The 19,750-nt window shown below is 44.2% G+C and carries 22 protein-coding genes and 1 riboswitch; of the genes, 15 read left to right on the forward strand and 7 right to left on the reverse strand.

Annotated features, from left to right (window positions below; all coding sequences use genetic code 11):
• Nucleotides 1-27: 27 nt before the first annotated feature.
• Nucleotides 28-1,299 (forward strand): UDP-N-acetylglucosamine 1-carboxyvinyltransferase, encoded by a 1,272-nt coding sequence (locus BO225_RS09070; RefSeq protein ID WP_076341917.1) that lies wholly within the window; start codon nucleotides 28-30, stop codon nucleotides 1,297-1,299.
• A 120-nt stretch (nucleotides 1,300-1,419) separates the two neighbouring features.
• Complete coding sequence (locus BO225_RS09075) at nucleotides 1,420-2,106, forward strand: LytR/AlgR family response regulator transcription factor (protein ID WP_076341918.1); 687 nt, start codon at nucleotides 1,420-1,422, stop codon at nucleotides 2,104-2,106.
• Nucleotides 2,107-2,124: 18 nt separating this feature from the next.
• Here the strand turns inward: BO225_RS09075 and dapD are convergent, their stop codons facing one another.
• The 5 genes from dapD to lysA are packed head-to-tail and all read right to left on the reverse strand — an operon-like array spanning nucleotide 2,125 to nucleotide 6,489.
• Nucleotides 2,125-2,811, reverse strand: a complete 687-nt coding sequence (dapD, locus tag BO225_RS09080) for a 2,3,4,5-tetrahydropyridine-2,6-dicarboxylate N-acetyltransferase (RefSeq protein ID WP_076341919.1) — start codon at nucleotides 2,809-2,811, stop codon at nucleotides 2,125-2,127.
• A complete protein-coding gene (gene dapB, locus BO225_RS09085) occupies nucleotides 2,798-3,529 on the reverse strand; it encodes a 4-hydroxy-tetrahydrodipicolinate reductase (protein WP_076341920.1) in 732 nt (243 codons plus the stop codon). Before dapB ends, dapD begins: the two co-directional genes overlap by 14 nt.
• On the reverse strand, nucleotides 3,526-4,413 hold the full coding sequence (gene dapA / locus BO225_RS09090) for a 4-hydroxy-tetrahydrodipicolinate synthase (protein ID WP_076341921.1): 888 nt from the start codon (nucleotides 4,411-4,413) through the stop codon (nucleotides 3,526-3,528). Before dapA ends, dapB begins: the two co-directional genes overlap by 4 nt.
• Nucleotides 4,403-5,203 (reverse strand): diaminopimelate epimerase, encoded by an 801-nt coding sequence (gene dapF / locus BO225_RS09095; protein ID WP_233120319.1) that lies wholly within the window; start codon nucleotides 5,201-5,203, stop codon nucleotides 4,403-4,405. The genes dapA and dapF overlap by 11 nt, the downstream gene beginning before the upstream one ends.
• A complete protein-coding gene (gene lysA / locus BO225_RS09100) occupies nucleotides 5,200-6,489 on the reverse strand; it encodes a diaminopimelate decarboxylase (RefSeq protein WP_076341922.1) in 1,290 nt (429 codons plus the stop codon). Before lysA ends, dapF begins: the two co-directional genes overlap by 4 nt.
• Before the next feature lie 69 nt (nucleotides 6,490-6,558).
• Nucleotides 6,559-6,723, reverse strand: a riboswitch (Lysine riboswitch).
• A 125-nt stretch (nucleotides 6,724-6,848) separates the two neighbouring features.
• Between lysA and BO225_RS09105 the strand changes: the two genes are divergently transcribed.
• Together BO225_RS09105 and BO225_RS09110 are read left to right on the forward strand one after the other, a co-directional pair.
• On the forward strand, nucleotides 6,849-7,952 hold the full coding sequence (locus tag BO225_RS09105; RefSeq protein WP_076341923.1) for a M20 metallopeptidase family protein: 1,104 nt from the start codon (nucleotides 6,849-6,851) through the stop codon (nucleotides 7,950-7,952).
• Nucleotides 7,953-8,031: 79 nt separating this feature from the next.
• Entirely contained in the window at nucleotides 8,032-8,196 is a 165-nt protein-coding gene (locus BO225_RS09110; RefSeq protein WP_076341924.1) for a rubredoxin, read from the forward strand.
• 30 nt (nucleotides 8,197-8,226) lie between these two features.
• On the opposite strand, the gene BO225_RS09115 is transcribed toward BO225_RS09110, so the two are convergent.
• A complete protein-coding gene (locus BO225_RS09115) occupies nucleotides 8,227-8,862 on the reverse strand; it encodes a Crp/Fnr family transcriptional regulator (RefSeq protein WP_158023824.1) in 636 nt (211 codons plus the stop codon).
• Between the two features lie 86 nt (nucleotides 8,863-8,948).
• Here BO225_RS09115 and BO225_RS09120 point away from each other — a divergent pair, with 86 nt between their 5' ends.
• Both BO225_RS09120 and BO225_RS09125 read left to right on the forward strand, forming a co-directional pair.
• Nucleotides 8,949-9,275, forward strand: a complete 327-nt coding sequence (locus tag BO225_RS09120) for a cupin domain-containing protein (protein ID WP_076341925.1) — start codon at nucleotides 8,949-8,951, stop codon at nucleotides 9,273-9,275.
• Nucleotides 9,276-10,427, forward strand: a complete 1,152-nt coding sequence (locus BO225_RS09125; RefSeq protein ID WP_076341926.1) for a DUF438 domain-containing protein — start codon at nucleotides 9,276-9,278, stop codon at nucleotides 10,425-10,427.
• 58 nt (nucleotides 10,428-10,485) lie between these two features.
• Here the strand turns inward: BO225_RS09125 and BO225_RS12410 are convergent, their stop codons facing one another.
• The gene (locus BO225_RS12410; protein WP_158023825.1) at nucleotides 10,486-10,662 is read right to left on the reverse strand and encodes a hypothetical protein; all 177 of its coding nucleotides are present in this window, start codon (nucleotides 10,660-10,662) and stop codon (nucleotides 10,486-10,488) included.
• A gap of 260 nt (nucleotides 10,663-10,922) precedes the next feature.
• On the opposite strand from BO225_RS12410, the gene BO225_RS09130 reads away from it, so the two are divergent.
• From BO225_RS09130 to BO225_RS09170, 9 genes are read left to right on the forward strand one after another with little or no spacing between them, the layout of a single operon-like run.
• On the forward strand, nucleotides 10,923-12,506 hold the full coding sequence (locus tag BO225_RS09130; protein ID WP_076341927.1) for a gamma-glutamyltransferase family protein: 1,584 nt from the start codon (nucleotides 10,923-10,925) through the stop codon (nucleotides 12,504-12,506).
• A 51-nt stretch (nucleotides 12,507-12,557) separates the two neighbouring features.
• Nucleotides 12,558-13,325: a Cof-type HAD-IIB family hydrolase gene (locus BO225_RS09135; RefSeq protein ID WP_076341928.1), complete on the forward strand. Its 768-nt coding sequence runs from the start codon at nucleotides 12,558-12,560 to the stop codon at nucleotides 13,323-13,325.
• Between the two features lie 26 nt (nucleotides 13,326-13,351).
• A complete protein-coding gene (gene cdaA / locus BO225_RS09140) occupies nucleotides 13,352-14,272 on the forward strand; it encodes a diadenylate cyclase CdaA (protein WP_076341929.1) in 921 nt (306 codons plus the stop codon).
• A complete protein-coding gene (locus BO225_RS09145; RefSeq protein WP_158023826.1) occupies nucleotides 14,265-15,047 on the forward strand; it encodes a CdaR family protein in 783 nt (260 codons plus the stop codon). Before cdaA ends, BO225_RS09145 begins: the two co-directional genes overlap by 8 nt.
• 3 nt (nucleotides 15,048-15,050) lie before the next feature.
• Nucleotides 15,051-16,385, forward strand: a complete 1,335-nt coding sequence (glmM, locus tag BO225_RS09150) for a phosphoglucosamine mutase (RefSeq protein ID WP_076341931.1) — start codon at nucleotides 15,051-15,053, stop codon at nucleotides 16,383-16,385.
• An 11-nt stretch (nucleotides 16,386-16,396) separates the two neighbouring features.
• Nucleotides 16,397-17,056 carry a response regulator transcription factor gene (locus BO225_RS09155; protein WP_076341932.1) on the forward strand — a complete coding sequence of 220 codons (660 nt, stop codon included), beginning with the start codon at nucleotides 16,397-16,399 and terminating at the stop codon, nucleotides 17,054-17,056.
• 3 nt (nucleotides 17,057-17,059) lie between these two features.
• Nucleotides 17,060-18,499 carry a sensor histidine kinase gene (locus BO225_RS09160; protein ID WP_076341933.1) on the forward strand — a complete coding sequence of 480 codons (1,440 nt, stop codon included), beginning with the start codon at nucleotides 17,060-17,062 and terminating at the stop codon, nucleotides 18,497-18,499.
• Complete coding sequence (locus BO225_RS09165; protein ID WP_083632168.1) at nucleotides 18,459-19,463, forward strand: Gfo/Idh/MocA family protein; 1,005 nt, start codon at nucleotides 18,459-18,461, stop codon at nucleotides 19,461-19,463. The genes BO225_RS09160 and BO225_RS09165 overlap by 41 nt, the downstream gene beginning before the upstream one ends.
• The gene (locus BO225_RS09170) at nucleotides 19,429-19,737 is read left to right on the forward strand and encodes a hypothetical protein (protein ID WP_076341934.1); all 309 of its coding nucleotides are present in this window, start codon (nucleotides 19,429-19,431) and stop codon (nucleotides 19,735-19,737) included. The genes BO225_RS09165 and BO225_RS09170 overlap by 35 nt, the downstream gene beginning before the upstream one ends.
• Nucleotides 19,738-19,750 lie beyond the last annotated feature (13 nt).

Consider the following 19,750-nt stretch of genomic DNA (forward strand, 5'->3'; position numbering starts at 1 on the left):
AATGGGTTGGAATCAGGAGGTACAACGATGGAAGAAGTCATAAAAATCGAAGGCGGACATCGTTTACACGGAACAGTTCGGATCAGCGGATCGAAAAACTCCACTGTGGCCTTGATCCCAGCTTGCGTTTTGGGAAACGCTCCCATTACGATTTATGGCGTGCCGAACATTTCCGATGTGAAGTCTTTGATGGAATTACTCAGAGAACTTAATGTTTATGTCGAACAAATCGATGAAGAAACTTTATATATAGATCCAACGAAAATGAACAATATCCCGATGGTTTCCAATGCGGTCTCTAAACTAAGGGCCAGCTATTACTTTATGGGTGCTCTTCTAGGAAAATTTGGCCATGCGGAAATCAAGATGCCAGGCGGGTGTTATTTAGGGCCGCGGCCGATCGATCTGCATTTAAAAGGCTTCGAGGCGCTTGGCGCTTCGATCACCTACGAAAATGGGTGCTATATCCTGCATGCGGATGAATTGATCGGCAATCGGATCTTTTTGGATATTTCAAGCGTAGGAGCCACGATCAATATTATGATGGCGGCTGTCTATGCGAAAGGAAGAACGGTCATCGAAAACGCGGCGCGCGAGCCGGAGATCATCGACATCGCCACGCTTCTCAATAAAATGGGCGCAAAGATCCATGGCATGGGAACGAGCACACTAGTGATCGATGGTGTTGGTGAATTAAAAACGAGCGGATGCAATCACGAGATCATTCCAGACCGTATCGAGGCGGCGACTTATATTATCATGGCAGCTGCGATGGCGGACGATATGATCATTGAAAACGTGATTCCGCAACACTTGGAAGCGATCTTGATGAAGCTCGAAGAGATCGGGATCAATATGAAAGTCGGACCCGATTTCGTTGAGATCTTTGGAAGAAACCAAGAGCTCAAACCGACCGAAATCTTGACTAAACCCTATCCTGGATTCGCAACCGATGCGCAGCAGCCATTCACAGCGCTTCTGACCCAAGCTGCTGGGCAGTCGGTTGTGACCGAAACGATCTATACAGAACGCTTCAAGCATTGTTATGAATTGAATAAAATGGGCGCTGATATTGATGTTAGAACGCCTAGCGGCTTCGTGAATGGAAAGACCAAGCTTTCTGGAACGAGCGTTGTGGCGACCGATCTAAGGTGTGGCGCTGCGCTGGTCGTAGCTGGATTGATGGCTGAGGGGATCACCGAGATCCACGATGTCTATCATATCGATCGCGGGTATGACAATTTAGACAATAAATTACGCTCTCTTGGAGCCGTGTTCTGGCGTGAGAAAGTAGAATAAAGAAACTGCGGATTTTGTTCTGCAGTTTTTTTTGTGAATGCGTTTTCATTCTTCATTGCATGTTTTTTTTCAAGCCGTATAATAATAAGTGGAAAGAAGTATAAAATTGGAATCAGAATTATGATACGAATCGCTGTTTTGGAATACGAAAAAGAAACAAAAGACATCATTTTTCAAATCGGAAAGCTCTTTTCGAACATCGATTGGACATTTCGCCATTTTTGGAAGGCGAGCGATCTAGCGAAAGCGATGAAGGAAGAAGATTTTCAAATCTTTATCTTTGATGAGATGTTCAAGACTCCGCGATTGGAAAGCGTCTTTGTTCACGATAATCCCAACGCCTTGTTCGTCTATATTTGCGAAGATTCGCGGATCACAAAAGGAGACGATCAGCGGGAACGGATGTTTTATATCGATAAAAACAACTTATCCAAAGAATTGGAGATCTTAGCGCCGATCCTTTTGAAACAAAGCTCGCAAGGGGATGTATACGCTCTTTCTTACAATGGAGTGCATGTCAATTTGCCATTCGAAAGCATCTACTATTTAGAAAAGATCGAAAAAATGGTCCACTTCCATACCAAAAAAGGAGAATTTCAAAAGCGGATCAACATGTCCGATCTCGAAAAAGAATTCGCTCCTTATGGCTTTTTGCGCGTTCACGTCTCCTATCTTGTCAATGCCAAACATATTACCGCTTGGTACAAAGACGAGGTCGAGCTGATGAACAAAGAGAGGATCCCACTTTCACGCCAACAAAAACGAAAGATTATGACTATTAAAAAAGAACGAAAAGCTCGGATCTGAGCTTTTCGTTCTTTCTTTTTATTCAATGCTTCTGAGCGCGTCCACGAGAGCCGTTTTGCTTGTCGCTTTTTCATCTTTTTCTTTGATGATCTTAGCCGGACAGCCAGCGACTACGCAGTTCGCCGGAACATCCTCGATCACGACCGCGCCAGCTGCTACAACTGCGTTTTCGCCAACCCGAACACCTTCGATCACGACCGCGTTGGCGCCGATCATCACATTGTCTTCGATGCAGACAGGAGTCGCGCTGGCGGGTTCGACCACGCCAGCTAGAACGGCTCCAGCCCCAATATGGCAATGGTTGCCGACAATCGCTCGTCCGCCTAAGATCGCGCCCATATCGATCATCGTTCCTTCGCCGATCACAGCGCCAATATTGATGATGGCTCCCATCATAATGATCGCCTGGTCTCCAATCTCGACATCATCCCGGATGATCGCTCCTGGTTCAATGCGCGCATGCAGGTTTTTGATATCTAAAAGCGGGATCGCTGAATGACGCGCACTCGTTTCAATATAGTAGTCTTCCACACTGAGCAAATGGGAACGAAGCACAGGCTCGATGTCTTCCCAATCGCCGATCACGACGTTTCCAAAGACTTTCGCGTTCGGAAAGTGAATGTTTTCTCCTCCTTTGATATAGACTTTGACCGGGGTCTTCTTTTTTGATGTTTGAATTCGTTGTATGATTTCAGCTGCGTCCATGCAGTTCTCCTTTCAATAAATCGTCCATAGAATATAAGCCATTCGGCTTGTTCGCGATGAATAAAGCTGCTTTGATCGCTCCATTCACAAAGATTTGACGGGAAGTGGCGGTATGCTTGATTTCTAGCACCTCGTCTTCTCCAAAAAAATCTACTTCATGGATCCCGGCGATCGTGCCTCCTCGCAAAGCGTGGATCCCGATTTCTTTTTTCCGCGCCCCTACATTTCCTTGCCGACCAAAGATATGTTCAAATTCATGATCAGGATCGATACTTTCCAAGAGAGAAAGCGCCGTGCCACTTGGCGCGTCTACTTTTTGATTGTGATGGGTTTCCACGATCTCGATATCAAAGCTATCCTTTAAAAGCGGCACGACTTCTTTGAGCAGCTTATGAAAGAGAGCGATCCCATACGAGTAGTTGGTTGCGTAGAAGATCGGATTGTTCTTCGAAGCGGCTTTGAGCGCTTCTAGCTGTTCTTCTTGTAGTCCGGTCGTTCCCTCCACCAAAGCGATCGAAGTCCCTTCAATCTCCTTCAAGATCCACATCAAATTGTCAGGATGCGAAAAATCCAAGATCACATCGATGTCTTCTTTTTTTTGTTGAAGCAAGGAAGGATCAAGCACGTCGCAACAGCCAAAAGAAGTCAAGCCTAGCGCTTTGGCTTTGGCGTCGATCAGCTGCCCCATTTTTCCTTTGCCTACGATCAAGATGTTCATAAAACACCTGCCTCTTTCAATGCCTGAGAGAGCTTTTCGCGATTTGATTCGCTCATTTTCGTCAAAGGAAGTCGATAGCCGCCTACGTTTTTACCCATTAAGTTCAAGGCTTCTTTGACCGGGATCGGATTGACTTCCATGAAAAGGGCATGGATCACATCGAGATATTTTTGCTGGAGGGCTAAGGAGCGAGCCGGATCACCCTCTAGATACGCTTGAACAAGATCGTGGGTTTCTTGCGGCAAGATATTAGAAAGGACGCTGATCACGCCGCTAGCGCCGATCGAAAGCATCGGCGTGATGATATCGTCATTTCCAGAATACATGACGAAATCATCATTTAAATACCGAGAAATATTCATCGCGTACGATAAGTTGCCGCTCGCTTCTTTGATCCCTTTGATATTTGGATGTTGGGATAAGACTTTGATGGCGGATTCCGAGATCGAGCATCCCGTTCTTCCTGGAATGTTGTAGAGGATGATCGGAATATTGACGGCATCCGCGACCGTCTTGAAATGCTCGATCATTCCTTGCTCATTCGTCTTGTTGTAGTAAGGAGAGATCAAGAGAAGCTGATCCGCGCCCATCTTTTCATAATCGAGCGATTTTTTCTTCATCACTGCCGTGTTGTTGCTTCCTGCTCCTACGATCACAGGCACGCGATGGTCGACTTGCTTGATCACAAATTCAACGACCGAATCATCTTCTTCATGAGACATCGTCGAGCTTTCACCCGTCGTTCCTAGCACGAGGATCCCGTCGGTATGGTTAGCGATCTGAAACTCCACAAGTTCTTTTAGTTTTTCAAAATTCACACTGCCATCCTCATGGAATGGAGTGATCAAGGCTACGATCGATCCTTTGATCATTTTATGATTCATAATACTCTCCTTTAGCGATTTTCACAGCTGGACCTCGCATCCATACACGTCCGTTTTCATCGATCTCGATGTCCAGACTTCCTTTTTTCATCGTCACGTTCAATTTGTTCTGGCATCCTTTTTCTTGATAAGCGACATAGGCGCTTGCGCATACGCCTGTACCGCAAGCAAGCGTCACACCGCATCCTCGCTCATAGGTCTGTACCCGTAAATGGCGATCGTCTACGATCTGTACGAAGTTGACATTCGTTTGTTCCGGAAAAAGCGAAGATTCGCAGATTTCTTGGCCGATCTTTTCAATGTCCATAAACGCGTCATCTACGAAAACGACTGTATGGATCGTCGACATGAACAAAGTGTACAATCGAAGCCCTTTATAGTCGTAGTTCCAGATCGGTGCTTTGAGCGCGCATTTTGCTGGCTCTAGATCGGGCAGACCAAGATCGACTTGAAAGCGTCCGTCGTCTTGAACATAAACGACCTTTTCACCCGCAAGGGTTTGGACGGAAAAAGAAGGGGTGTCTATAATATGCTCGTCTAGACAAAATTGAGAAAAGCATCGGATCCCATTGCCGCACATGGGCGCACGAGAACCGTCCTGGTTGTAGTAGATCATTTCTAGGGGATGCTCTTTGACGATAATGAACCCATCAGCGCCGATCCCTGTATGGCGATCGCAGATCGCTTCGATCCATGAGGCGTCGATTTTGTTTTGATCGATCCAGCTTTCGTGAACGATCACGAAATCGTTGCCGCAACCGTGATATTTTGTGTAGGGAAGCACGTTCATACTGGATCCTCCATGTCTTTTTCGATCAAATCCTCGAAACATTGTCGTCTTACAACAAGCTTTGATTGGCCATCTTTCACAAAAACGATGGCGGGTATACATAAAGCGTTGTAGTTGGAAGCCATAGAATATCCATACGCTCCTGTCGTATAAACGACAAGCAGATCGTTTTCTTCCGCTAGGGGAAGAGAAGCGCGTTCGATCAAGATATCGCCTGATTCGCAACATTTTCCTGCGATACAATACGTTTCTTTTTTTTCTTGGTCCATTTTTTCAACGAGATCGCTTCGATAGGCGGCTTGGTAGAGGGCTGGGCGGATGTTGTCGCTCATTCCGCCATCCACAAAGGCGTACTGTTTATGGGGCGTTTTTTTTATGCTTCCGATCGTGTAGAGCGAATAGCCCGCTTCTGCCACGATGCTTCGCCCTGGTTCGATCAAGATTTCCTTAAGCGATAGACTATATTTTTCTTGCATCGCTTCACATGTATTCACGATCAAAGGGCAGATCGTCTCGATCGGGATCGGCGCGTCTTCTTGGGTATAATAGGCGGCAAATCCGCCACCAAGATCAAGAACAGAAAACGTGCGTTCCATTTTCTTCTGCAATGTGGCGATGAACTCAGCCATCGTTTCGATTTCCGCGATAAACGCTTTGGGATCGAAGATCTGTGAACCGATATGGGCATGGAAGCCATCAAAGATCACATTGTCCGCTTCATCGCACGTTTGAATGATCGTCTCGATCGTATCGATTTCGCTTTTGAGGATACCGAATTTGGAATCGATATGAGCCGTCACGATATAGGCGTGGGTGTGTGCTTCGATACCTGGGTTGATCCGAAGCAAGGCGTGGATCGGTTTTGTTGAATTTTGCGACAATCGGACAAGGCGTTTTGCTTCATCGAGATTGTCGAGAACGATCGTATGGACTCCATAGTCGATGGCTTGTCTTAGTTCCGCCTCGGTTTTGTTGTTACCATGAAAATACACACGATCCATATTGAATCCGGCTTGTTTTGCGATATAAAGCTCCCCGCCTGAGACGACATCCAGGCATAAAGAATGTTTTTGGGCGAGTTTAACCATCGCTTTGCATAAAAAAGCTTTAGACGCGTATAAGACCTTTGTTTCAAAAAGTGGAGAAGTAAATGTGTTGTAGTATGTTTCCATCCGTTTCTCGAGAGCGGCTTGATCATAAATGTAGAGTGGGGTTCCGTATTGGTCTGCTAGATCTTTAAACGAGAGCCCCTCGATATAAAGCTGGTTGTTTTTGGTTTGTATCATACTTTTGTTCAGCTCCTTGTTAAAAAGCCAGCAGGAATGATCCCTGCTGGCCTGAATAAATCGACAAGACAATGAGATAGCACTCCTACCAAGGTAGACAGTCCAGAAGATGTTCTCCGCTGGCCCACCGTTTTTTTATGCCTAAAAAAACAGTTCGGCAAAATCGCTCGATCAAACTCTCCAATGCATGCCTGCTCGAATTATCACGGTCTTTTCTGCGCCTCTATCATTGTTCTTAATTCTAGCATCCACTTTTTGAAAATACAAGTCACGGATTGAAAAAAATGAAAACGATCTGAAATTGCTGTAAAATGGAAAATACTTTGATAGAATCGAAGAAGAAAAAAAGGATGAATAGTATGTACGAGAGAATCACTAAATATCGTCGGGATCTTCATAAGATCCCAGAATTAGAATTGGAACTGCCATTGACGTATCAGTATCTTTTAAAACAGCTTAAACCGTTGTCTTGCTCGATTTCTTCACCGATCCCTTACAGTGTGGCTGCCTATTTTGACGCAGGCAAAGAAAAGACGATCGCCTTTCGGAGCGATATGGATGGTTTACCTGTAAAGGAAGCGACGGATCACGACTTCAAAAGCCGTAGGGAAGGCTGTATGCATGCGTGTGGTCATGATGGACATATGTCGATCTTGCTTGAATTCGCGCAACAGCTCAACGAGATCTATACTTCGCTTCCTTATAATGTGCTGTTGATTTTCCAGCCTGGAGAAGAATCGCCAGGAGGAGCACGCTTGATTTGCGAGACAAAGATCTTGGAGGAAAAAAAAGTGGCGGCGATCTTTGGGACGCATTTATGGCCTATGCTGCCAAAAGGAGAAGTGGCGACTCGAAAAAACGAGATGATGGCCCGCTCTTCCGAAGTCAATGTCGATATTGAAGGAAAGTCCTCGCATATCGCGAAATATAAAGAAGGGATCGACGCGATGGAGATCAGCGCTCGTTATTTGCTGAAGTGTTACGAGATGGAAAAAAGCTACCATCCGGATATTTATAGGCTGCTCCGGTTTGGAAAACTAGAATCAGGCACAGTCCGCAATGTTGTCGCCAGCAAAGCCCGCATGGAGGGAACGCTTCGCGCTTTTCAAGATGAGATCTATTGGGAGTTAAGAAAAAATATGCATCGGATCGCCGAATATCTTGAACGAAAGTACCAAGCGAAGATCGATCTTGAGTTTTCTTTAGGCTATCCTGCGGTGATCAATGATGGAACGCTTGTCGAAAAGGTTTGCGCGATCGATCCTCAAATCAAGCTTTTGAAAGAACCGGAAATGATCAGCGAAGATTTCGCGTATTATCAGCAAGAAGTGCCAGGGGTCTTCTTCTTTCTGGGGACTGGAACCGGGATCCCGCTCCACAATGCCCATTTCGATTTTGAAGAGTCGATCTTAGAAGAAGGTGTAAAGTTGTATTTAAAGATCCTTAAGAGCATCAAATTGTAAACTGTAAAAAAAATGTGACATACTAGGACTGATCAAAGAAAGCGCCTTTAAGACGCATCTAGAAAAGGAGATATTACGTATGGCAAAATATGTATGCGATGTTTGTGGATGGATCTATGACGAAGCAGCAGGATATCCTGAAGGGGGTATTGAAGCTGGAACAGTATGGGCGGATGTACCAGCTGATTTCGTTTGCCCAATTTGTGGCGTAGACAAATCCCAATTCTCTTTATTGGAAGACTAATTCATAAAGCACAAAAAAAGATACAGGCGTTTAGTTCTGTATCTTTTTTTTGAGGAGGCAAAATCGATTGCGATGAAAATTGATCAAGCCTTCTTTTTTCATTTTTCCAAGTTCTTTAGAAAGAGCGCTCCGTTCAACATTGAGATAACTAGCCATCTGTTCTCGATTGAAAGGAATCGTGAACCAACCTTCTTTTTTTTGGGCGGATAAATATGAGAGGACTTTTTTTCGGATCGTTTTTTTAGATGCGTGTTCGATTCGTTCGGAAAGGATTTCGTTTTTAAGCAAAGCGATGCGCAACAAATTTTCTAGAATACAAGGCGGCAGGTTTTTTATGCTAAACAAAAAAATAAAACAATCTGTGTTGGCGATAGCACTAACTTTTAGTTTTTTTCCTAAAAAAGCATACGTCTCCCCAAAACAAAAGGAAGGTTCAACAACAGTATATAAATGGACAGCGCCTTCATAATCGACGGATTCGATTCGTACCGTTCCTTTCAGAACGAGGCCAATTTGTTCGATCTTCGCTCCTTCCATAAAGATCGTCTCGTTTTTCTTATAGGACTTGATCGAGTGATCCAACGCCTTTAAACACGATTCGATTTGTAAATCATCGCAAGAAGCAAATAATGGCGATTGTCGGAAAATGGGTAGCCAATAGTTCAAGAATTTCCTCCTTTTGTGGTAAATACCACCGAAATTACGCTTACAATGTACTAGATTATACATGTCTAATCAAGGAGGAAACAAATATGAAAACGTATAAAACTGGCGAGGTTTTTTCTCTTGCCAAACAAATTCAGCTTGAAGAAGGGAAAGCTGTTAAAAAACTCGTGATCGATGGAGAAGCGATGAAATTGCTTCTTGTTGGAATCGACCATGGAGAGCTTCCGGCCCATACAGCGCCTATGAATGGATTGATCAGCGTGTTAGAAGGAGAAGGGACGTTTTTTTATTTAGGAAAATCTTTCGCGATCCATCAAGGAGACAACTTCGCTTTCCAAAAGGATCAACTGCATGCGATCAAAACGGATTCAAAGATCAAATTCAGCGTGCTGCTGTGGAAAGAAGGAGAATAAATGGAAGATAAAACAAAAGCTTTATATTCAATGATCAAAAGACTACAAGATGGAGAAGATTTGCAGGCCGTACGTCAAGATTTTGTCGACCGGTTCCAAAGCGTTTCGGTCCATGATATTATCGATGCGGAAAAACAGCTGATCGCCAAAGGCACCGCTGTACAAGAAGTCCAGCGATTGTGCGACTTGCACTCCGCTTTATTTCATGGCAAGACAGAAGCTGAAGTCTATAGAGAAGAAGAACGCGTCCGGACACCATACTTGATCCAGATCTTAAAAGATGAGAATCTCGAATTGTTGAAGCGGATCAAAGCTCTCAATAACGCTCTTGAACTTGACAAGAGCGAAGAGATCGAAAAAAAGTTGCTTGATCTCAAGCAGCTCAAAAAGCATTATGGAAAAAAAGAAGAGTTGATCATGCCTTATTTATATGCGGCGGGAATCGAAGGACCTAGTCAAGTCATGTGGGGTGTTGATGATGAGATCTTGAAAGAGCTCTCGAAGATCTTAAGGACGAAAGCTTTCGATCCTCATACGATCCAGGCTTTATTAGATCGTATGAAAGAAATGGTCTTCAAAGAAGAAAAGATTTTATTTCCTTTGGCGATCGACCATATGAAACCGGAAGACTGGCTAGAAACATACGCCGACATTCAAGAATTCGGATATGCGTGGTTAGAGGATGTCCCTGTTTGGGAGCAAGGAGAAGAGTGGAAAAAAGAACACGCGTATACGCCAGAATCGATCAAGATCAGCTTGCCTAATGGCGAACTTTCTCTTTTACAGCTCGTTGAGATCTTTCAATATTTGCCGATCGATCTGACCTTCATCGATGAAAACGACCAGCTTCGATTTTTTACCAATGAAGGGAAAGTGTTTTCTCGACCGCACAGCGCGCTGAACAGGAAAGTTTTTGACTGCCATCCACCACAATTGATTCCTGTTGTCCAGGATATGCTAGAAACTTTTAAAGCGAAAAAGAACGATCGCGTCGAACGATGGATCCCCAATCCAGAACGACCAGTCAAAGTGGTCTATCAAGCTTTATACGATCATCAAGGTTGCTATATCGGCACTTTGGAAATGGTCCAATCGTTTGAGCATGAAAAGAATATTTTACGATCCTTTCAAACGGATCCTAAAGAGCTATGAGTTAGCTCTTTTTTTATGTTAAAAAAGCTCTCCCGAATAGGAGAGCCAAGCATGAGAACTAGCGAAGGACGCCCGCTTCATGAAGAACCGCTTTTTGAACGGAACCCATTTTCGCTTTCGAATTGGCTGGTGTGATGCTTGAAGGCACGCTCCAGTCAAAGTCCGAAGTTCTCGAATTCATATAACGAAGAATCATTTCTTCCGATTTCATAGCATTGATATTGTTTTGTTTCATTTGAGTGTCCTCCTTTGAACACCCTTAAAATAGACCTTTATTTTAAGAAAGTAAAGTAAAAAACAAGAAAAAATTATTTTTTTAAAATGTAAGCGTTTGCTTTAGATAAAGCAGAATCCAACATTTCGACCTGGAAGGCTCACGCATTCAGATACGAAGCGCTCGAAAAAGAAGAAAAAGGAAAGTCGACTCGTTTTTCTTCTTCATCCTATAGAGAAAAAGCATAGGTTTGCTACAATGAAATAAGAAAGAAGAATATGATGAAGAAAATACAAAAAAACTCACGAAGACATCCTTTATATGCGAAAAATGGGATGGTGATCACTGGCAATGTGCTCGCAAGCCAAGCCGGACTGCAAATGCTTATGCAAGGTGGAAACGCCATCGACGCTGCGATCGCGACCGCGGCGATGCTTACGGTCGTTGAACCAACAGCCAATGGACTCGGTTCGGATTGTTTTGCGATCGTATGGATCCATGAAAAACTTTATGGACTCAACGCCTCAGGAAAATCACCGGCTCTGCTCTCGAAAGAAAAAGTGTTGCATAAGCATCAAGATCATCTACAGATGCCTAAGTATGGCTGGACGCCTGTGACGGTGCCAGGTGCTGTTTCTGGTTGGCAAGCTTTAAGCAAACGCTTTGGAAAACTTCCTTTCGCTAAATTGCTTGCTCCAGCGATCGAGGCGGCAAAGCATGGTTTTCCTCTCCAGCAAGAAACAGCCCGCTTATGGTTGAAAGCGATCCAAAACGCCAAAAGCAATTGGCAAGAGCCTTGCTTTGATGCATGGTTCTCCACGTTTGATCTTCCAGTGGAAGAAGGAAAGATCGTTAAACTTCCTCAAATCGCAGACGCGCTCGAGAAGATCGCAAAAAGTGGAGGCGAAAGCTTATATACTGGTCAGCTTGCCCAGCGCATCGAAGAAGAATCGATCAAATATGGTGGCTTTTTGAGGGAAAGCGATCTAGAACAACATCAAGTGGAATGGGTCGAACCGCTTTTTGTCAATTATCGCGGATATCAAGTTTATGAGCTGCCACCCAATGGGCAAGGGATCACGGCTTTGATGGCGCTCAATGCCTTGGCATGTTTTGATGGAGAGAATCCGGATTTGCCGCATACCCATCTTCGTATTGAGGCGATCAAGCAAGCTTTCGCTTACGCCAAACGATATATAAGCGATCCAAAAGCGATGAACATCGATCCTTCTCTTTTGATTGATGCAAAAGTGGGCCAAGAAATGGCTAGCCGAATTTCGCTCGAAAAAGCAGGCGACGATTGGCTCCGTCCTTATGGCTCGGGCACAGTGTATTTATGTACAGCAGATCGAGAAGGCAATATGGTCTCGATGATCCAATCCAATTATATGGGGTTCGGGAGCGGCATCGTCGTCGATGGAGTTTCTTTGCAGAACCGCGGCGCCGATTTTTCTCTAGACGAAAACGAGATCAATTTTCTTTGTCCAAATAAACGAACGTATCATACGATCATTCCTGGATTTTTGTGTAAGGCTGGAAAAGCGATCGGTCCTTTTGGCGTGATGGGAGGCTATATGCAGCCCCAAGGCCATGTGCAAGTGATCACGAATCTATTGGACGAGCACCTAGATATTCAAGAGAGCTTAGATGCTCCAAGGTGGATGTGGCTCAAAGACAATGAACTCGAAGTGGAAACCGATTTTGATCCCGATGTGATCCAGGATCTAAAGCAAAGGGGACATCTTGTCAAGATTCAAGAAGAATATTCGCATTTTGGCCGAGGACAGATCTTGTTCCGTTTAGAGAATGGCGTATATATGGGAGCTTGCGAATCGCGGACCGACAGCAACATTTCCTGTTATTGAGAACATTATGTGATAAAATAAAACTAATTGGAATTTAGAGAGGATACTAAAATGAAACTATTAGCGAGTGATTTTGATGGGACTTTGAATTATGGCGATACAATCATGGAAGAAGATCTTGAAGCGATCAAAGCTTGGAAAGAGGCTGGAAACGAATTTGTGATCGTCACAGGACGTTCGTACGAATCCTTGAAAAAGCAATTGGATCGATATGATCTGCCCGTGGATTATGTCGTTTCGAACAATGGAGGCATGATCTATGATGGCTCTGGAAAAGAATTGATGGCGACTTATTTAGATACGATTACCGCTGTCGATATTTTGTACGCTATGCATGAAATTCCCGATGTCGCATCTTATGTGGTCAACGATGGCAAACAGCGCTATAAGATCGTGGTCGATCCAAATGTGAGTGAGCATAGATATCCTTCGATGCAGCCGACTTTAAGCGAAGAGAAAGTGCTTGATCTAGGACAATACGCGCAGCTTGTCATTTCCATGGGAAACCAAATGGATGCTTTAGAGCTCGCCAATCAGATCAACCATTTCTTCGGCTCGACCATCACGGCTTATCCGAATAATTTTGTGGTCGATATCGTTCCTAAAGGCGTCTCGAAAGGAAGCGGAATGGATTTTGTTTTAACATATTCTTCCGTGGATGACGATTCGATCTACGCGATCGGGGATTCTTATAACGATATCCCGCTTTTAGAGCAAGTTGAAAACTCGTATGCGATCGCGACAGCCCCAGAAGAAGTGCAAGAAGTGGCTAGCGAAACGGTTTCTTCGATCAGCGAGCTCATTCAAAAAAATATGTAAAGAAAGTAAAGGGGGATGTCACATTCATGTCAATGCAAGATTTGGCGGTTCTAGGGAAGCTGCTTCTCGACATCCTAGTCGTATGGGCATTGATCTATTCAGGACTAAGGATCATCCGCAATAATTCACGGACGATCCAAATTTTCAAAGGGATCCTTGTGATCCTTTTGATCAAGATCGTCGCGGTTTTTCTAGGACTGAAAGCTTTGAGCGCCTTGATCGATACGTTCTTGAATTGGGGAGTCGTTGCGGTCTTGATCCTTTTTCAGCCAGAGATCCGATCGATGCTTGAAAAAGTCGGGAAAACAACGACGATCTTCAACAACAACGTGACCGAAGGCGAATACGTGCATATGATCAATCAGCTTATTGAAGCGTGCACGGCGATGTCGAAAACAAAAACAGGCGCCTTGATCACGATCCAGCAATCGCAATCGCTTGAAGACTATATCGAGACAGGCATCAAAATGGATTCTGAAGTATCCAGCGAACTGATCAAGACGATCTTTCAATACGGAACACCGATGCATGATGGCGCCGTGATCATTCAAGGGGTCAAGATCGCGTGCGCGGCCGCCTATTTTCCGCCAACCACAAAAGATCTTCCAAGCAAATATGGAGCAAGACATCGAGCCGCTGTCGGGATCAGCGAGATCACCGATTCGATCACGATCATCGTTAGCGAAGAAACAGGCAATATCTCTGTGGCAATCCGTGGACAGCTGACTCAATACAAACCGGAAGGACTGCAGAGGCTCTTGATGAACAAGCTTGTCATTCCGGAAGCCGAAAGTTCCAATCTTTTAGATCCGATGATCCGTTCCGCAAGAAATTTCGCGCTCAATCGCTCCAAAAGGCAAGAGATCACGCGAAAAGAAGACGAACGCGTCAAAGCGATGGAAATCGTAGATCTCTATAGTCAGAATGGAGGCAGACGCAATGGATGAGAAAAAGAAAAGCTGGTGGGAGAGGGTCCAGAAAGAATTCGGAATAATCTTTTCGAAATTTTCGAAGCTTTTCGACCGCATCATCTACCACAAGACGAGTTCGATCATCGTCTCGCTCCTCGCGTCGATCGCGATTTGCGTTTCAGTCAGCTTCGATGATCTACGTTATACATTTTTCAATTCGGAAGCGGCCACGCTCAATGTCCCAGGTGTGAGTGTCGAAGTCAGGGCCGATACAGAAAAATATGAGATCACTGGCGTGCCTAGCTCGGTCGATATGACCTTGACAGGCGATCCGGCTGATATCCAAGCGTTTCGGAATCAATCCAATTCGGCTCTCGTGATCGCGGATCTGCGCGATTTTACGAGCGGAAAAAACGTCTGCATGCTGCAGGCGAGCAATATTCCGAGTCAATTGACCGTAGAGTTGAATCCATCGAGCGTCAATGTGGATGTGATCCCAAAATTGAACAAGACGTTCCCGATCCAGCTATCCTTAATGGTCGGTAACGGACAAAAGGAAAGCGATTTTGAAAGCATGAATTCAATGACAAAGACCGTCATGGTCAAAGCGACACAAGAAAAATTGAATTCGATCCGAATGATCAACGCGATCGTCGATACGACAGGGCAAGTCGGCGATTTTGAAACCGAAGCGCCGCTAGTGGCGTATGATTCAAGCGGCAATCGTGTCGATGTCGAAATGAATCCTAAAACGATTCGTGTCAGTGTGAAAGTGAAGACACAACAAAACGATGCCAATAAAGGAGATTAATATATGGGAAAATATTTTGGAACCGATGGAGTAAGAGGTAAGGCCAACGAAGATCTTACATTGGATATGGCGATCCGGATCGGTCAATATCTTGGCTGGTATTATGGAAAAAATAGACCAGCGAAGATCTTGGTCGGTAAAGATACCCGTTTATCGGGCGATATGTTTGAAGCGGGCCTCGCTGCTGGAGCAACGAGCACAGGCGCCGATGTTTATTTGCTGGGTGCTTGTCCAACACCAGCCGTTTCCTATCTCGTGAACAAAGACCGTTTTGATTGTGGAATCATGGTTTCGGCTTCGCACAATCCATATTATGACAACGGGATCAAAGTGTTCGATCACAATGGTCAAAAAATGGATGAAGAAGTTTTATTGGAGATCGAGAAGTATATCGATCACGAAATCGAGCTTCCTTTAGCGACAGGCGATCATATTGGCGAATACTTTGATTGGTCGGATGGTCTAGAGATCTATATGTCATGGCTCAAGTCTATCGTTCCTGTAGATCTAAATGGGATGAAGATCGCGGTCGATCTTGCCAATGGCTCGGCCACGAGCACCGCGGTAGAAACGCTTTCCTCTTTAGGTGCCACCGTGGAGGCGATCGCCAATTCGCCTAATGGACTCAATATCAATTTGAAATGTGGATCGACCCATCCAGAAGAGCTAGTCCGGGTCATGAAAGAAAACGACTATGACATTGGTTTGGCGTTTGATGGGGATGCGGACCGGCTGATCGCCGTCAACAGCGATGGAGATCTGATCAATGGAGATTATGTGCTCTACATTTGTTCTAAATATCTAAAGGAGATCAACCATCTCAATAAAAATATGGTCGTGACAACCGTTATGGCGAATCTAGGCTTATACAAAGCGCTGGATGCCAATAAGATCGACTATATCCAGACAGCGGTTGGCGATAAATATGTATTCGAAGAAATGCAGAAAAATGATTATTATTTAGGTGGAGAACAATCCGGTCATATCATCTTTTATGAAAACGCGGTCACAGGCGATGGATTGCTGACGGCATTGAAGCTTTTGGAAGTCATGAAAAAAACCGGAAAGAGCCTGCAAGAGCTTTCGGAAGGCTTGTTCATCTATCCGCAGCTTTTGAAAAATGTCGAAGTCAAGGATAAAAATGAAGTTCTCAATGATCCAGGCTTAAAGGAATTGATCGCATCCATCAACAAGAAACTCGATTCGGATGGCCGGATCTTAGTTCGGCCAAGCGGAACAGAACCACTCATCAGGGTCATGGTAGAAGCGAAAACGGATGAGTTATGTAAAAATTATGTCGATGAGGTCGTTACTTATATTCAAGAACGCGGCTTTTAGGAGGATAGTTTATGAAACGTGTCATAAGCATTGTGGAAGATGAAAAAGATATCAATAATCTTGTCGCTCAATATTTGCGCAAAGATGGATATGAAGTTCATCAATATTATACGTATGAGGAAGCAAGCGCCCATGTAGGGGATGATGATGTCCATTTATGGATCCTCGATATCATGCTCGATGACAAATCAGGATTCGATCTATTGGAAGAGATCCGCTTGGAGGGCCCAGAGATCCCCGTGATCTTCATGTCGGCGCGAGATAAAGAATTCGATCGGATCATCGGTTTGGAAAAAGGGTGCGACGATTATATCACGAAGCCGTTCTCTCCCAAAGAACTCGTTCTACGTGTCAACAATATTATCAAGAGAACATATAAAGAAAACGCCAATCGGATCTCGATCGATGGCTATGAGTTGGACGAAGTACAGCGCAAGATCTATGCTGACAATGTCGAGATCGAGTTGACGACCAAAGAATTCGATCTGTTGATGATGTTTATCAAAAACAAAGGCATCGCCTTTTCTCGCGATAAGATCTTGGAGAACGTATGGGATGAAAACTACTTTGGCTCCGATCGTGTCGTGGACGATACATTGCGAAGATTGCGTAAAAAACTTCCTAACTTGAACATTCACACGATCTATGGATATGGATATCGCTTAGGTTGATCCATGAAACACAAACTTGGATTTTATTTTAAAAAGCTCTCATTGACCCAGCAAGTGCTGATGATCATATTGGTCATGCTGATCTTTTTGACTTTGTTTTTCACGTTCTTTTTGAACAAGAACATCGAGATCACGATCTCCAATCAAATGTATTCGGTGATGGATTCTAGACAAAAGCCGATCTTGAGCGCGTTGGAAGCCAATGAGCCAGTCACCTTTGACAACGATCTTTTTCGTTATTTGTCTACGGACTCCGTGCAGACCAACTGCATGATCGAAGACGATACGATCCAATTCTTGACCATTCCAGAGCATTCTTTTAAAAATGACGCGTTCTATAATTTTTTGATCGTCAAAGCCGATCAAATGCTCCAAGAAGGCGTGAGCGAAATGCATGGAACGATCGAGGTGGACGATGGTCCATATTATTATTTGCTTGAAAAGTGTATTTCCAGAGGCAAGCCTGTGATCGTGGCAAGCTTTATGGATGATACGTACGCGAGTGAATTTCGAAGTTCTTTGATCGATTCGACCGTGTACGTGATGGTGGTCGCCTTTTCCTTGATCTTGATGATCTTGATGATCTGGGCGTTTTCGATCATTCATCCTCTCAATCAGATCCGGGTATATATTTCGCAGATCAAGCAAGGAAAAGATGTCGAACTCAATATCAAGCGGGAAGACGAGATCGGAGAAGTGGCTAGAGAGCTCATTTCGATGAAAGAAGAGCTTTCTAAACAACAAAACGCCAAAGAAGAGATGATCCATAACATTTCGCACGATCTGAAAACACCGATCGCCACGATCAAATCGTATTCGGAATCGATCAAAGATGGAATCTATCCATATGGCGATCTTGAAAGCAGCGTCGATGTGATCTTGAACAATGCGCAGCGTCTTGAAGATAAAGTCCATAGCCTTCTTTATTTGAACCGGATCGAATATTTGATCACGACAGACGCGGAAGGGGTCGTGACCAATATGAAAGAGGTCGTCGAGCAAGTCGTATTGAACTCGGCAGTCATCGATCCGGATATCCGTTTGATCACGGATGTAGAGGAAGTTTTCTTTGACGGGCTTCTAGAGGGATGGCGCGTAGCGATCGAAAACATTATGGAAAACGCCTTTCGATATGCAAAGACATATATCAAGATCGTCGTCCGCGAAAACGATATTCGGATTTATAACGATGGACCTAAGATGCCAGAAGACCGGATCGAAACGTTGTTCAAGCCATATGAAAAAGGCGAGGGAGGCCGATTTGGCTTAGGACTCTCGATCGTATCGAAAGTCACCAAGACCAATCACTATATAGTGAAGGGTTACAATACGGACGACGGAGTATGTTTTAGGATCTATCGGCCTATCACACAGAAAAAAGGACATAAGAGAGGGAAAAACAATGTTGGAAGTAGGAACGATTGGCAGCGGGATCATCGTTGATCGAATGATCGATACGATCAAGCAAGTTAACGGGATCCGATTGAATGCCGTCTATTCTAGAAATGAAGAAAGAGCGATGGAGTTCGCGAAAAGTCATGAAGCAGATCGGTTTTTCTGGGATCTTGATCAGTTTTTATCCGATCCCGATCTGGATGTGATCTATATCGCAAGTCCGAATTCGCTTCATTATGAACAAGCTAAAAAAGCTTTAGAACATAAAAAACACGTCTTGTTGGAAAAACCATTTTGTTCGACAGAAGAACAAGCCAAAGAGCTCTTTGAGATCGCTCGAAAAAACGGCGTGATGATCATGGAAGCGATCACAAATATCCATACGCCCAACTATCAAGCGGTCAAGTCCCATTTAAAAGAGATCGGCTCTATCAAGATCGTGCAATGCAATTTTTCACAGTATTCATCGCGTTACGATCAATATAAGCGAAAAGAAGTGACGAACGCTTTTGATCCAAAAATGGATGGCGGCGCTTTGATGGATATTAATTACTATAACCTCCATTTTGTGGTTGGTTTATTTGGCATGCCAAAAGCGCTCCATTATTTTATGAATCAAGGTTTCAACGGAATCGATACAAGCGGGATCCTCGTCTTGGAATACCCGGAATTCACGGCTGTTTGCGTCGGAGCAAAAGATTCCTCTTCACCCAATTGTGTTTATATTCAAGGGGAAGAGGGGACGGTCCGCATCGATCAAGCGAGTAGCGGGGTATGCGAACATGTCGATCTTCTTTTGCCTAAAGGCGATATGATCGGCAAAAAGAATTCGGGCAATCAAGGACAAGAAATCGGAATCGACCAAGGATTTCATATGTATTATGAATTGAGCGATTTTGTCGATATGATCGAAAAGAACGATCAAAACGCGTATTCAGCCTATGAAGATCAAACCTTAAAGGTCATGAAGCTTGTCGATGAAGCGAAAAAACAAAGAAAGATCGAACGATAAAGAGGCGACGCCTCTTTTTTTATGCATCATAAAAGTAAATCGGAAAGATATCATTATAATTAAAAATATCAATGATACTGGAAAAGGAGTGATAAATATGACTTGGCAGCAAATATTGGTCATTGTGCTTGGCTTGCTCTTGCTCGTAGGTGGGATTCCTGCAGTATGGCGCTTTGCTAAGGGGGCAGCACGAATCATTTTGTCGGTAATCATCTTCTTAGCTGTTATCGCTTTGATTTGGTGGGCTATTGTTGGTTTAGCCGCCGCCGTATAATTAAAAAAACGGG

Source organism: Dubosiella newyorkensis (assembly GCF_001945605.1).
In the GTDB taxonomy this organism is placed as follows: Bacteria; Bacillota_I; Bacilli_A; order Erysipelotrichales; family Erysipelotrichaceae; genus Dubosiella; species Dubosiella newyorkensis.

Coding starts and splice junctions, on each gene's coding strand:
- BO225_RS09070 (WP_076341917.1), top strand. CDS start 28: ATGGAAGAAGTCATAAAAATCGAAGGCGGACATCGTTTACACGGAACA.
- BO225_RS09075 (WP_076341918.1), top strand. CDS start 1,420: ATGATACGAATCGCTGTTTTGGAATACGAAAAAGAAACAAAAGACATC.
- dapD (WP_076341919.1), bottom strand. CDS start 2,811: ATGGACGCAGCTGAAATCATACAACGAATTCAAACATCAAAAAAGAAG.
- dapB (WP_076341920.1), bottom strand. CDS start 3,529: ATGAACATCTTGATCGTAGGCAAAGGAAAAATGGGGCAGCTGATCGAC.
- dapA (WP_076341921.1), bottom strand. CDS start 4,413: ATGAATCATAAAATGATCAAAGGATCGATCGTAGCCTTGATCACTCCA.
- dapF (WP_233120319.1), bottom strand. CDS start 5,203: ATGAACGTGCTTCCCTACACAAAATATCACGGTTGCGGCAACGATTTC.
- lysA (WP_076341922.1), bottom strand. CDS start 6,489: ATGATACAAACCAAAAACAACCAGCTTTATATCGAGGGGCTCTCGTTT.
- BO225_RS09105 (WP_076341923.1), top strand. CDS start 6,849: ATGTACGAGAGAATCACTAAATATCGTCGGGATCTTCATAAGATCCCA.
- BO225_RS09110 (WP_076341924.1), top strand. CDS start 8,032: ATGGCAAAATATGTATGCGATGTTTGTGGATGGATCTATGACGAAGCA.
- BO225_RS09120 (WP_076341925.1), top strand. CDS start 8,949: ATGAAAACGTATAAAACTGGCGAGGTTTTTTCTCTTGCCAAACAAATT.
- BO225_RS09125 (WP_076341926.1), top strand. CDS start 9,276: ATGGAAGATAAAACAAAAGCTTTATATTCAATGATCAAAAGACTACAA.
- BO225_RS12410 (WP_158023825.1), bottom strand. CDS start 10,662: ATGAAACAAAACAATATCAATGCTATGAAATCGGAAGAAATGATTCTT.
- BO225_RS09130 (WP_076341927.1), top strand. CDS start 10,923: ATGAAGAAAATACAAAAAAACTCACGAAGACATCCTTTATATGCGAAA.
- BO225_RS09135 (WP_076341928.1), top strand. CDS start 12,558: ATGAAACTATTAGCGAGTGATTTTGATGGGACTTTGAATTATGGCGAT.
- cdaA (WP_076341929.1), top strand. CDS start 13,352: ATGTCAATGCAAGATTTGGCGGTTCTAGGGAAGCTGCTTCTCGACATC.
- BO225_RS09145 (WP_158023826.1), top strand. CDS start 14,265: ATGGATGAGAAAAAGAAAAGCTGGTGGGAGAGGGTCCAGAAAGAATTC.
- glmM (WP_076341931.1), top strand. CDS start 15,051: ATGGGAAAATATTTTGGAACCGATGGAGTAAGAGGTAAGGCCAACGAA.
- BO225_RS09155 (WP_076341932.1), top strand. CDS start 16,397: ATGAAACGTGTCATAAGCATTGTGGAAGATGAAAAAGATATCAATAAT.
- BO225_RS09160 (WP_076341933.1), top strand. CDS start 17,060: ATGAAACACAAACTTGGATTTTATTTTAAAAAGCTCTCATTGACCCAG.
- BO225_RS09165 (WP_083632168.1), top strand. CDS start 18,459: ATGTTGGAAGTAGGAACGATTGGCAGCGGGATCATCGTTGATCGAATG.
- BO225_RS09170 (WP_076341934.1), top strand. CDS start 19,429: ATGAAGCGAAAAAACAAAGAAAGATCGAACGATAAAGAGGCGACGCCT.